Origin of the sequence: Nonomuraea sp. NPDC005650, assembly GCF_040605375.1 — a bacterium.
In the GTDB taxonomy this organism is placed as follows: Bacteria; Actinomycetota; Actinomycetes; order Streptosporangiales; family Streptosporangiaceae; genus Nonomuraea.
The window spans coordinates 410,037-422,226 of the sequence record NZ_JBEXCR010000002.1 but is presented as its reverse complement, the minus strand read 5'-3'; the positions used below and the strand labels follow the sequence as shown (position 1 = coordinate 422,226).

At 69.9% G+C, this 12,190-nt stretch carries 10 protein-coding genes; 8 read left to right on the top strand and 2 right to left on the bottom strand.

Going from position 1 to position 12,190, the window contains the following annotated elements; translation table 11 throughout:
• Window positions 1-352: 352 nt before the first annotated feature.
• Both ilvA and ABZS69_RS04770 read right to left on the bottom strand, forming a co-directional pair.
• Window positions 353-1,603, bottom strand: coding sequence for a threonine ammonia-lyase IlvA (gene ilvA, locus ABZS69_RS04775; RefSeq protein ID WP_355366481.1), 1,251 nt, complete (start codon window positions 1,601-1,603; stop codon window positions 353-355).
• A 477-nt stretch (window positions 1,604-2,080) separates the two neighbouring features.
• Window positions 2,081-4,156 (bottom strand): 2OG-Fe(II) oxygenase, encoded by a 2,076-nt coding sequence (locus ABZS69_RS04770; protein ID WP_355366478.1) that lies wholly within the window; start codon window positions 4,154-4,156, stop codon window positions 2,081-2,083.
• A gap of 258 nt (window positions 4,157-4,414) precedes the next feature.
• Here ABZS69_RS04770 and ABZS69_RS04765 point away from each other — a divergent pair, with 258 nt between their 5' ends.
• The 8 genes from ABZS69_RS04765 (at window position 4,415) to ABZS69_RS04730 (ending at window position 12,135) form a co-directional block, all read left to right on the top strand.
• Window positions 4,415-4,627, top strand: coding sequence for a DUF2637 domain-containing protein (locus ABZS69_RS04765; RefSeq protein ID WP_355366475.1), 213 nt, complete (start codon window positions 4,415-4,417; stop codon window positions 4,625-4,627).
• A 310-nt stretch (window positions 4,628-4,937) separates the two neighbouring features.
• Entirely contained in the window at window positions 4,938-6,128 is a 1,191-nt protein-coding gene (locus tag ABZS69_RS04760; RefSeq protein ID WP_355366472.1) for an ROK family protein, read from the top strand.
• 179 nt (window positions 6,129-6,307) lie between these two features.
• Window positions 6,308-7,573: a sugar ABC transporter substrate-binding protein gene (locus ABZS69_RS04755; protein WP_355366469.1), complete on the top strand. Its 1,266-nt coding sequence runs from the start codon at window positions 6,308-6,310 to the stop codon at window positions 7,571-7,573.
• Between the two features lie 62 nt (window positions 7,574-7,635).
• A complete protein-coding gene (locus tag ABZS69_RS04750) occupies window positions 7,636-7,908 on the top strand; it encodes a hypothetical protein (RefSeq protein WP_355366466.1) in 273 nt (90 codons plus the stop codon).
• On the top strand, window positions 7,905-8,822 hold the full coding sequence (locus ABZS69_RS04745) for a sugar ABC transporter permease (protein WP_355366463.1): 918 nt from the start codon (window positions 7,905-7,907) through the stop codon (window positions 8,820-8,822). The genes ABZS69_RS04750 and ABZS69_RS04745 overlap by 4 nt, the downstream gene beginning before the upstream one ends.
• Window positions 8,812-9,714 carry a carbohydrate ABC transporter permease gene (locus ABZS69_RS04740; protein ID WP_355366460.1) on the top strand — a complete coding sequence of 301 codons (903 nt, stop codon included), beginning with the start codon at window positions 8,812-8,814 and terminating at the stop codon, window positions 9,712-9,714. The genes ABZS69_RS04745 and ABZS69_RS04740 overlap by 11 nt, the downstream gene beginning before the upstream one ends.
• Window positions 9,711-11,198, top strand: a complete 1,488-nt coding sequence (locus ABZS69_RS04735) for a M81 family metallopeptidase (RefSeq protein ID WP_355366457.1) — start codon at window positions 9,711-9,713, stop codon at window positions 11,196-11,198. Before ABZS69_RS04740 ends, ABZS69_RS04735 begins: the two co-directional genes overlap by 4 nt.
• A 31-nt stretch (window positions 11,199-11,229) precedes the next feature.
• Complete coding sequence (locus ABZS69_RS04730; RefSeq protein ID WP_355366454.1) at window positions 11,230-12,135, top strand: ROK family protein; 906 nt, start codon at window positions 11,230-11,232, stop codon at window positions 12,133-12,135.
• Window positions 12,136-12,190 lie beyond the last annotated feature (55 nt).

Genomic DNA, 12,190 nt, shown 5'->3' with positions numbered 1-12,190 from the left:
CGCTGGTCCAGGCTGCCCGAGCCCGCGTTGTGCCCTGTCGGCGCTCATCGATGTGACTGTTGACGAGCGTGACGGACCAGACAGGGCAGGCAACGCGCTGGCAGTGGGGGCTTCGGGAGGTTACTGGGGTGAGGGTGTGCCGCATGGGCCATCCAGAGGTCGCCGCGCTGCGTGCTCTCATCTGTGCACGATGCTGTCCTCCGTCTGCGCGGGGCCACTGAGGACACCCGGCCCGCGTGCCACTTTGTTCCGGAATCCGCAGAGGGGGCGTCACCTCCCGCCGCGACGGCAAGGAAGCGCTCTACCAAGACAACCGCGAGATTGTGGATCACCGGCACACGGTGGCGTGCTGTCAGAGAATGAACGTGAACAGTGGCGAGCCCGGTGGGATGCGCTCCACCGTGAGCGGGCCGGCCTTCATCCGGAACAGGAGACTGTCGAGGTCGCCGGCCCGCTCGAGCTCGATGCCGACAAGCGCCGGGCCGGTTTCGCGGTTGTTCTTCTTGACGTACTCGAAGGCGATGATGTCCTGGCCCTCTCCCAGAACCTCGTCCAGGAAGTGGCGCAGGGCGCCGGGGCGCTGTGGGAAGGTCACCAGGAAGTAGTGCCTCAGCCCGATGTGTACGAGAGAGCGCTCCAGCACCTCGTTGTACCGGCTGACGTCGTTGTTGCCGCCCGACACCACGCACACCACCGGTCCTCCGGAGGCGTATGGCAGGAGCTCGCGGGCCGCGGCGCCCGCGAGAGCTCCGGCGGGTTCGGCGATGATGCCGTCGGTTTGGTAGAGATCCAGCATCTCGGTGCACACCGCGCCCTCATCGACCGCGACCACCTCGTCAACCAGATCCTTGACCAGGGGGAACGTGGCGTCTCCCACCCTTCCGACGGCGGCGCCGTCCACGAAGGTGTCCAACTCGGGCAGGGCGAGAGGCCCGCCGTGGTCGAGGGCGGCTCGCATGCTGGCCGCTCCGGAGGGTTCGGCGCCCACGATGCGGGTGGCGGGCGAGTGCTCGCGCAGCCAGACGGCGATGCCGCTGATCAGACCCCCTCCACCGACCGGGACGACCACGGTGTGCGGCGCCTCCCCGCACTGCTCCAGGATCTCCATGCCGACCGTGCCCTGCCCGGCCATCGTCCTGACGTCGTCGAACGGATGCACGTAGATGGCACCGGTGTGTTCGCTGTCGGCGTGCGCGGCGCTGCTCGCCTCGTCGTAGGTGCCGCCGCCGACCACGACCTCCACCCGGTCGCCGCCGAGCGCCGCGATGCGCTCGCGCTTCTGCCGTGGCGTGGTGGACGGGACGTACACCCGACCGCTGATCCCCAGACGGGCACAGGCGAACGCGACGCCCTGCCCGTGGTTGCCCGCACTCGCGCAGACCACGCCGCGCCGCCGTTCCTCATCCGTGAGGGAGGCGATCAGGTTGAACGCCCCGCGCACCTTGTAGGAGCGACAGACCTGCGCGTCCTCGCGCTTGAGCAGCACCTGGCCGCCGAGCAGGTCGGACAGCCGATGGTTCGGCTCCAGTGCGGTATGGCGTATCACCGGCCGTAGCCGTTCGGCCGCCTGGCTGATCAGCCCGGCGGTGAGGCGGTCGGTCATGCGCACTCCTGGCACAGCGGTGGATCAAAGGATGGTGGCGGGGCGTGTCGTGATGGCCACGGTCGCAGCCGAACAGGCGACTGCCGGGAACGGTGCCCGACGCCGGTCGAGCACACCGTTCACAACGATCCCACCAGGCCATGCTATTCCGGCAACGCCCGCCCCTCAGCCGGACGGCGTCAGCCCTTCGCCGCGCGGGAGAGGTGGCCGGCCCTGGATCAAGGGGTCTGAGGGGATCATTCGGCATGACCCGAGGTGGTGGCCTTCCAGTTGCCGGTGAGCCAGGCCAGGTCTGCTTCGTGACGCCCTCGGGCGAGACGCTCTCGTTCGAAAAGGGCTTCTGTCTTGGTCAGCACCAGGGTGTACGGGCGGCCCTGCCGGCGGGTTTCGTGACGGACGGGCAGCTCCGCGTCATCTATTCGGGTGTGGACATGCCTGCGCTTGTCCTTTGCGAGCGGCCAGTCGAGAGCACGCCGTTCAGGATGCCGGAGGAACGTGCCGAGCGCTTCGCACAGGTCGCACGCGCATCCGGTGGGCAGCTCGATCGACCAGTCGCCCGGCGCGCGTTGTGGCTGCGCCAGTGATGCCCGGATCCGTTCGGCACAGGTGATGGCCAGCTCGCCGAAGCCCGCCTGGTGCCCCCCCGGCGGCGCGCAGCGTGGCCATCGCCAGCACGTGCGCCCGATCACCGGCCGTCCGCGCGAGCCTGTGGGCGTCCTCCAGTACGCGCGCCGATCCCAGCTGGGCCGCGGCCGCGATGATCCCGGAGCATGGCGCCCCCAAGGAGGTCAGCCACGCTTCTCGCCGGGAGGTGAGAGGCCCGTCGAGCGCTGGACCGACCTGGCCCGCGAACATCGTCCACGACAGATCGACGATGCGCCGGGCCGCCGGGCTTCCCGCCACCGAGAGCGCGGTACACAGCCGTGGGAGATTCTCAAGCCATTCCAGCGGCGCCTGGGCGAGGCCGTAGGAGCCGGGTCGCCAGCCCTCGGACCAGTCGTGCAGCAGACCGCCGATCCAGGCGTCGCCGTAGTGCGCCGCCAGGCCGGCGAATGCCGGGCCGTGTCCGGGGACCAGCCGCTCCAACGCGAACGGCCGCAGAAGCATGGCGGCGATCTGCGCGTCATCCAGCTCTCTCGCTGCCTCCAGCGCCTTGCGGAGAAGTTCGGTCTGGTCGGCGTGACGGCCTGCGGCGTGCCAGAAGGACTCCAGCGACCGCGCCGCCTCGCGGGCCTGCGTGCTCTGCCCGGCGCGGGCCATCGCGGTGAGTTCGTCCAGCGCCCATCCAGGAGACGCCTTGGCCCGGCTGGCGAAGCCCTGGCCCCGTGGCCAGATGACCAGCGCCGCTCGCCGGTACCAGCGGTCCAGGGTGTTGCCGTAGTTACCCATGTAACCCTCGTACTCCGAGGAGTAGGGCGTCATATCAGCCGTCGGGGTCGTCGATGCCACCTCGGCGTCGCCGAGGTCCAGCGAGATGTCCTCCAGCCGCCCTGTTTCCGGGCCGATCCAGTGAGCGAGCGTGATGGAGGTCTCGATCAGCTCCTGAAGGACGTACTGCTTGTCGTCCGCGCTGCGCGGGTCCTCGTAGTCGTCGGGGTCCTCGTCCTCATCGTCGCCATACCACGCATCCTCGTCCTCGTCGGGATCGTAGGCGTCCCAGGTCTCCTGGATCTCCGCGAGGGCCAGGGTGATCTCGCAGCCCGCCCGCTCCGCCGCAGCCCGCAGCAGGGCGCCCCGCGCGGCGTCGGAGCCCTTCAACCGGGACCAGCTCAGCCCGCGGGCGGTGTACTCATGGTCGAGGAGGTACGCCAGCCGCGCCGGCGGCTCGCCCCTGCGATGGCTGTACGGAAGGACGGCCGGGGTGGTGAAGTGCGCGTGAAGGCAGGCCGCGAGATCACTGACCAGGGGATGCCCGGCCGCCACAGCCTGGCTGTCGCCCGTCAGGAGCAGGTTGTAGGTGAGGGCGATCCGGTTGCCGGTCTTCACGGGAAGAACCTGGTGCCGGCAGTCGGCGTAGAAGGCCACCAGCGAGACCGCGGTCTTCAGCCCCCGGTATTTCTGGGTCTGACCCTGATGCTCGACGACGAGTTCGCCGCCGGTGTGCGCGGACGGCAGCGTCACCACCAAGGTCGCGACCATCGCGTCGTCCTTCTCGGAATCCTGATGGGCGACGAAGAACTGCCCGGTCTCGTACAGGAGCATGGAGTGCAGCTCCGGCGTGAGCGCGCAGTGCGGCGGCAGTCCCAGCTCCGCGCGCATCCCGTCGAGGACGGCCGCGAAAGCCTCCGTCCACTCGCCGCGCACCAGCTCCTTGGGAATCTCCCAGGTGTCGCGAACCTCGGGGTCGGTCAGGGTCTGCTCGCCCCGCCCGAACCGCGCCCGCCGGCCGAGCCCGCGCAGCTGAACGGCCTGCTCGTCGGAGACGGGAAACCGCAGCGGGCCGACCCCATCGACCGCCACCGACAGATCGATCTTGGCAAGCCTTCGATAGACGCTGGACGCGGCCGGCTCCGCCGACACGTCGAGCAACTCGGCCAGTCGTTCACGGGCCATGCCCGGCACGGAATTCTCCCTTTCTGTCGCGGAACCCAAAGCTACTGCGTGGGAGAGGGCTCCGATGGGGGCTTCAGGGACGCCGTCCGAGGATGCATGTCGGCGGGGGTGACCCCCGGCATGAACCTCAGGAAAAGCAAAAACGCCAGTTCAGAGACCTGGCGTTTGCCATTTGGGCTGGTGTCCGAGGGGGGAGTCGAACCGATTGCACACCACTTCACCGTCACCGCCAAGTTCCTGTTGGGCCAGGGATGAAGGGTGGAGCCGAGCCTTCTTGCGGTGCGCCACATCCAGCGCACGACCATAGGCGGGGTCGTAGTGCTGGCCGGGATCGCGGCCGTCGTCTCTTTCCGTCACATGCATGAACTGCGCCTGCGTCATGATGAAGACTACTTCGCGGCGGTGCTCATCCCGCTCGCCGGATGGAGCTCTTCCGTCTGGGAAGGTCATCGCCACGCAGTTCTCACGTAGTCCTCGTTGGGGACACTGGATCAAGAACGCTGGTCTGGCAGGGGATCTGGGATGAGGTCGCCGCCGCACCCGGCTACTGCGATGGACCTTCCACCTCGACCAAGAACACCAGCGCAACCACCAGGCCCGTAGCCTGCCCGTAGCCGCGCGATGTCCGCAACCCCGGGCCCAGTGGCGCCCACAGGAGCGCGCGCACCACCAACAGATGCGTCGCAAGTGCGCGTCGGTTTCATCATCGGACCTACTTATTACGTTTCTCGGAGTAAGTAGCGGTAGGCTTCGCGGCAACAAAGCGGCGAAGGGACACCAGGTGAGCGACGAGGCCGGCAGCTACTTCCACACCACGACCGCGGGCGGGCTGTTCGCCCTCGTCCGCGACGGCCGGGCCGATTCGCGCACGACGCTGTCACGCCTGACGGGGCTGGCGATGTCCACCGTGGGCACGCGGGTCGACGAGCTGATCCGGGCCGGTTATCTCGTCGAGACCGGCTCGGGGGCCTCACGCGGAGGCCGCCGGCCCCGCTCGCTCGCGGTCGCGACCGACGGACGGGTCGTCGCCGGCGTCGACTGCGGAGCCCGGCACGCCAACATCGGCCTGTTCGACCTCGCGGGCGGCAAGGTGGCGGCCCGCTCGCTGGCGATCGACATCGCCCGTGGCCCCGAACAGGTCCTCGGGGAGGTTCACCGCGCCATCCTCGACCTGACCGGCGGTCTCGAAGGGGACGTCGTCCTCGCGGGCATCGGCCTCGCGGTGCCCGGCCCCGTCAGCGTGCCCGACGGCCGGGTCGTCTCACCCTCGCGCATGCCGAGCTGGAACGGCGTCGAACCGGCCGCCCTCATGACGGCTATCTCGGGCGTCACCACGCAGGCCGAGAACGACGCAAACGCCATGGCGGTCGGCGAGTACATCACGACGGGGCGGAAGATCGCCGACCTGGTGCTCGTCAAGGCGGGCTCGAGCATCGGCTCGGGCGTCATCGCGGCCCGCAGGCCGCACCGGGGGTTCCGGGGGATGGCGGGCGACGTGAGCCACACCCCCGTCGCCGACGCGCCGTCGGTGCTGTGCTCCTGCGGCCGGCTCGGCTGCCTCGACGCCGTCGCCGGAGGGACGGCGATCGTCCGCGACCTGCGGACCGCGGGTGTCGAGGTCGGCGGCACCGCCGGGCTGCTGGAGCTCGCCGGCGACGCCCACCCCCTGGCCACCCGCCTGCTCCGCGAGGCCGGAACCCGCATCGGAGCGGTGATGGCCAGCGTGGTGCACTTCTTCAACCCCCAGCGCCTGGTGCTCGCCGGGAGCCTCTCGGCGGCCGACGCGTTCTGCGCGGGGGTGCGTTCGAGCGTCTACTCGTTGTGCCTTCCCATGTCCACGGACGGCCTGGAGATCATGGTGAGTGAGGCGGGGGCCGACGGCGGAACCCTGGGGGCCGCGGCGCTCGTGCTGGACGGCATCCTCGACGCGGCCACGGTCGACCGCGCGTTGCGGGCGGGGGCGCGCACTTAGTTCGCAAATCGAAGCAAGACACCTTCATTGATTTGATTTCTGTAACAAATGCATCCCGCATCGCACACAGGGGTGTCTTTGTCGCCTGCGCCGGTCCCACACTCGACACATCCGATGTTTCGGAGAGCGGGAAAGCCTCAACGGCTTAGCTGTGCGCGGCGCACAAGTGGAAGGTGACCATGAAACTTCGAATCGCGGCACTGGCAGTCGCGGCCGTCTCTATCGTGACCGCGACGAGCGCCTGCGGCTCGGGCACCGGAGACGGGGCCTCCAGCGGCGGCTCCAAGGCGACGATCACCTGGAGCATGTGGTCGGGCGACAACGAGTCGACCAAGAAGCTCCAGGAGCAGATGGCCGCCGCCCAGGCACTCGTCCCCGATGTGAAGATCGAGCTCCAGACCGCCCCCTGGGCCGACTACTTCACCAAGCTCAACGCCACCATGGCCTCGGGCAAGCTCGCGTGCATCACCTCGATGAACGGCCAGCGCCTGTCGGGCTACACCGCCGCGCTGACGCCGCTGACCGACGAGGATCTCAAGGTCGCCGGCATCGCGCGCACCGACTACAACCCGGGCGCGCTGAGCGTCATGGAGCACGGCGGCAAGCTCTACGGGCTCCCGTACGACACCGCCACCATGCTCCTGTTCTACAACGCCGACCTGTTCAAGAAGGCAGGGGTCGAGCCGCCCACGAACACCTGGACGATCGACCAGTTCGAGGCCGCAGCCAAGACCATCACCGAGAAGACCGGCGTCAAGGGCTTCGCGGTGAGCCTGGACGAGTTCCAGTGGCTCTCGCTGCCGATGGCCAAGGCGGGCCTGCAGGCGGTGAACGAGGCCGGCAAGCTCGACCTCACCAACCCGGCCTTCGTCAAGGCGGCCGAGTGGTACTCCGGGCTCGTCACCGGCCTGAAGGTCTCCAGCGCCCCGCCCTCGGCCTCCGAGTCCGCCTGGGACCCCGGCCAGTTCGAGAACGGCAAGGCCGCCATGATCCTCGATGGCACGTGGAACGCCACCAGGTACACCGGCAAGGACATGCCGTTCACCGGTGGCGCGGTGCGCCTGCCCGCAGGTCCGGCGGGTCCCTTCGGCGTCGCCCTCGGCTCGGGCTACGGCATCGCGGCCAACTGCGCGAACAAGCAGGCCGCGCTCAAGGTCCTCGGCGCCCTCGCCGGGCCGAAGACCGAGGCGGTGATCGCCAAGCAGGGCGGCTACCCCGCGCAGCTCGGCAGCCAGCCGCTCTTCTACGACGCTCTGCCCGCCGAGACGAAGGACGGGCTCACCACGGCCTTCAAGGCGGCCTTCGACGGCGCGTCCGCGCAGCGGGTCACCCCGGAATGGGAGCAGATCACCACCGCCTTCCCGCAGGAACTCGTGAGCGTCTACACCGGGCAGAAGCCGATGGCCGACATGCTCGGCGGCCTGCAGCAGCGCTTCGGGAAGTGACATCCGGGATCCGGGCGTCCTGGACGGGGCGCCCGGCATTCCCCACGCCCAGGAGAAAGAAGATGACGCCCAGCCATCCCCGCTCACGCTGGTTCGAACACGACAGGTTCGGGCTGTTCGTGCATTTCGGCCCCTACAGCGTCGCCGGCCGGATCCGGTTCGCGCGGCTCCTGCACGACGGATCCGAGGTGCGGTTCACGCAGATCCCGCCGGATCAGCAGGCCAACACGATGACACCGGCGGGACCTCCGCCGGGCACCGCGACGCTGCTCATGCCCGTGCAGCGCCCCGACGTCCTGCTCCCCGCCGTCGAAGTCGTGCTGGAGGAGCCGTGACGGCGCCGCGGCGAGGCGGGGCCCGGCGTCCCAACGCGCTCCTGCGGGCCGAGCAGCGGCAGGCGTTCGGCTTCATCACCCCGGCCGTGGCCGGGCTCTCGCTGTTCACCGTGGTCCCGGTCGTCCTCGCCATCGTCATGAGCCTGTTCGACTGGCCCATCTTCGGCGAGCGGACCTTCCTCGGGCTCGGCAACTACGTCGAACTGCTCACCTCGAGCCCCGACTTCTGGCCCGCCCTGCGCAACTCGGTCGTCTTCACCGTCCTGTACGTGCCGGTCAACCTGGTGGTCGCGCTGGGGCTCGCCCTCCTGCTGGGGCCGAGGATCCGCGGCCGGGCGGTGTTCCGGGTGCTGTTCTTCATCCCGGTCGTGACGCCGATCGTCGCCAACGTCCTGGTCTGGAAGCTGATCCTCCAGCCGGACGGCCTGCTCAACGGCCTGTCGCAGACGATGTTCGGCATCGAACTGCCGAACTTCCTCGTCGACGCCGACTGGGCGATGATCACCGTCGTCGTCATGAGCGTCTGGTCCGGCATGGGCTACAACATGCTGGTGCTGACCGCCGCCCTGGAGCAGCTGCCGGTCTCGGTGATCGAGGCCGCCCGGATCGACGGCGCGCGGGGCTGGCGCCTCCTGACAGGCGTCACCATCCCCCTCCTCTCACCGGCGATCTTCTTCGCGGCCGTCATGACGATCATCTCGTCGCTGCAGGTGTTCGCCCAGCCGCAGCTCCTGACGGGCGGCGGGCCTGGCACCTCGACGGTGCCGCTGGTGATGTTCATCTACACCACCGGATTCAAGTTCCAGGACCTGGGGCTCGCGGCGGCCGCCGCGTGGATCCTGTTCGCCCTCATCATCGGCGTTACCGCGCTGCAGTTCCGGGCGCAGAAGCGGTGGGTGCACTATGAGCACTAGTACGGCGCCGGTGCCCGCCGCCCTGGCCGGCGGCGAGCCGCGGGGCGGGAGATCCGGTCAGAGGGAGCAGTCGCGGTTCGGCACCGTCATCGCGTACGCCACCGTCCTGGTCGCGGCGGTCATCTTCGTGGCGCCCCTCGTCTACGCCGTCTTCTCCGCCTTCAAGCCCTCGCGCGAGGTGATGCGGACACCTCCGACCCTCCTGGGCTCGGAGTTCCGCTGGGAGAACTTCACCGAGGTCTTCACCTACGCGCCGTTCACCACCTACATCACCAACTCGTTCTTCGTCTCCCTCGCGGGCGTGGTCGTCGTGCTCGTGGTCTCGGCCACGGCCGGCTACGCGTTCGGCCGGCTGCGCTGGCGGGGGCGCGACGTCGTCTTCGTGCTCTTCCTCGGCACCCTGATGGTGCCGCAGGAGGTGCTCGTCATCCCGATGTTCGTGCTGATGCAGTGGTTCGGCTGGGTGGACACCTACCAGTCGCTGGTCTTCCCATGGGCCTTCACCGCGTTCGGGACCTTCCTCATGCGGCAGTTCTTCCGCGGCATCCCCTACGAGCTGGAGGAGGCCGCGCGCGTCGACGGGGCGGGGCCGCTGCGCACCTTCCTGAAGGTGATCCTGCCCCTGGCGGGCCCGGCGCTCGCCGTGCTCGCCGTCTTCACCTTCCTCAACTACTGGAACAGCTACCTGTGGCCGCTCATCACGGTCAACGACTACACGGCCAGGGGCACCCTGCCGATCGGCCTGGCCGGTTTCTCCACGCAGAACGGAACCCGATGGGACCTTCAGATGGCCGCCTCGATCATCTCCATGATCCCGACGGTGATCCTGGTGATCGCTCTCCAGAAGCACCTCGTCAAGGGCATCGCGACCTCCGGGCTGGGGGGACGGTGACCCCGTCCGTGCGCCCGCCCAGGATCGCGGTGGCCGGGATGGCGATCGAGTCCAGCGCCTACTCGCCCCACCGGGCCGGCTACCGGGACTTCGCGACCCTCAGCGGGGCCGAGGTCCTCGACCGCTACGGATTCCTCGCACCGGGCTCCGAACTCGCCGCCTCGGCCGAATGGGTGGGGGTCTTCTACGCCCGGTCCCTTCCCGGCGGGCAGGTGCCGGCCGACGTCTACGACGACTTCCGCCGGCGCATCGTCGAGGGCCTGCGCCGCGAGCACGAGCGCGAACCGCTCGACGGGATCCTGCTCGACGTCCACGGCGCGATGAGCGTCGAGGACATGGACGACGCGGAAGGCGACCTGGTGGGCGCCATCCGCGCGGCGATCGGCTCCGGCCCGCTCATCTCGGCGTCGATGGACCTGCACGGGAACCTCTCCGAGCGGTTCGTCCAGGCGTGCGAGCTCATCACGTGCTTCCGCCTGGCCCCGCACGAGGACGCCGCGGAGACCCGCGAACGTGCCGCGCGCAACCTCGTCCGCCACCTGCGGGCGGGGGAAAGGCCCGTGCGCGCCTGGTCGCGGATCCCGATCCTGCTGCCGGGAGAGAAGACGAGCACGCGCGTCGAACCGGCCAAGAGCCTCTACCAGCGGATTCCCCCCATCGAGGCGAGCGAGCACATTACCGACGCGTCGATCTGGATCGGCTACGCCTGGGCCGACGAGCCGCGCTGCCACGCGAGCGTGGTCGTCACCGGCACCGACGCGGACAGAGTGCGGGACGCCGCGAGCGGCCTGGCCGGTGAGCTCTGGGCGGTCCGCGACGACTTCGGCTTCGTCGGCCCTCCCGGCACGCTGGAGGAGGGGGTGGAACGGGCTCTGGCCTCGCCCGGCAAGCCGTACCTGATCAGCGACTCCGGCGACAACCCGGGCGCGGGCGGCACCGGGGACGTGACGTGGACGCTCAGCCGCCTGCTGCGGATGCCCGAGCTCACCGCCGACGACGCGCCGGTGACCTACTGCGCCTCCGTCTTCGACCAGGTCGCGATCGAGGAACTCTTCTCCGCGACGGTGGGCGCGCAGGTCAGCGTGAACGCGGGCGCGCGCGTTGACTCCCGGGTCTGCGGCCCCGCCCTCGTCGAGGGAGTCCTGGTCGCACGCTTCGAGGGCGACCCCTCCGCGGGACGCATCGCCGTCGTACGCCGCGGCGGCCTGCACGTCGTCATCACAGAGTTCCGCAAGGCGTTCCACGACGTCGCCGACTTCCGCGCCATCGGGCTCGAACCGGAGGACGCCGACATCATCGTCACCAAGATCGGCTACCTGGAGCCCACCCTCTACGACATCGCGGCCGGCTGGACGCTCGCCCTCACTCCCGGGCCGGTCGACCAGGATCTCGGACGGCTCGGACACGAACGCATCGTGCGCCCCATGTTCCCCTTCGACTCCTTCGACGCCGAACCCGACCTCACGGCGGTGGTCTACCGATGACCGCGTTAGAGCTCGCCGCAGGCCGGTGGCGATGAGGGCTCCCGCGTACCGTGTCGGCATCGACCTCGGGGCGACGTCCACCAAGGTCCTGATCGCCGACATCGGCGCAGGCGAGAGGCCGGCCGTCGACGAGGCCGTCGTCGACCGCTTCATCTTCCCCACCCCGCGGGGAAGCGATCCGATCGACCGGCTCGCCGGCCACCTGGTGGGTGTGGCCGAACATCCGATCGGCGCGGGCGGGGTGACCGTACCCGGGATCGTCGACGAGGACAGCGGCCGTGTCGTGCGGAGTGTGAACCTGCCCTGGCTCGACGGCGTCGCCCTCGGTTTGGCCCTGCAGCAGCGGCTGGGCTTCCCCGTCCGGCCGGTGCACGACGGCCGCGCCGCGGCCGAGGCCGAGGCGTTGCTGGGTGCGGGCCGAGGGTTCGCGGACGCGTTCGTCCTGGCCGTGGGCACCGGCATCGCCGGCGCGCACGTCGAAGGCAGGCGAGCGCGGCGCGGCGCCCACGCGGCCGCTGGCGAGGTCGGCCACATCAGCCAGGACCCCGGCGGGCGACCGTGCGGCTGCGGGCAGCACGGATGCCTGGAGACCTTCATCGGCGGGACGTACCTGGCCAACCGGTGGAGCGCGCACACCGGCCGGCCGGCCACCGCCCTCGACCTGTTCGAGGCCGGCCGTGCGGGCGACGCGGCCGCCCTCGCGATGGTGGACGAGGCCACGACGGCGCTCGCGCGCAGCGTGCTGGGCGTCATCGCCACCCTCGACCCGTCGGCGATCATCATCGGCGGCGGCATCTCCGCGGCACATGACCTGGTCGTGACCCCGACGGCGCAGAAGGTGTACAAGTCGGCCACCTTCCACGCCCGGCCCCCGATCCTCGGCGCCGAACTGGGCCGCTGGGCCGGCGCGTGGGGTGCCGTCCTGGCGGCCGAGTAGGGGGACGGCCAGAACTGTGAAGCCGTGGCGAGGTGCTGGTGCTGGTGCTGGTGCT

Coding starts and splice junctions, on each gene's coding strand:
- ilvA (WP_355366481.1), bottom strand. CDS start 1,603: ATGACCGACCGCCTCACCGCCGGGCTGATCAGCCAGGCGGCCGAACGG.
- ABZS69_RS04755 (WP_355366469.1), top strand. CDS start 6,308: ATGAAACTTCGAATCGCGGCACTGGCAGTCGCGGCCGTCTCTATCGTG.
- ABZS69_RS04750 (WP_355366466.1), top strand. CDS start 7,636: ATGACGCCCAGCCATCCCCGCTCACGCTGGTTCGAACACGACAGGTTC.
- ABZS69_RS04740 (WP_355366460.1), top strand. CDS start 8,812: ATGAGCACTAGTACGGCGCCGGTGCCCGCCGCCCTGGCCGGCGGCGAG.
- ABZS69_RS04730 (WP_355366454.1), top strand. CDS start 11,230: ATGAGGGCTCCCGCGTACCGTGTCGGCATCGACCTCGGGGCGACGTCC.
- ABZS69_RS04770 (WP_355366478.1), bottom strand. CDS start 4,156: ATGGCCCGTGAACGACTGGCCGAGTTGCTCGACGTGTCGGCGGAGCCG.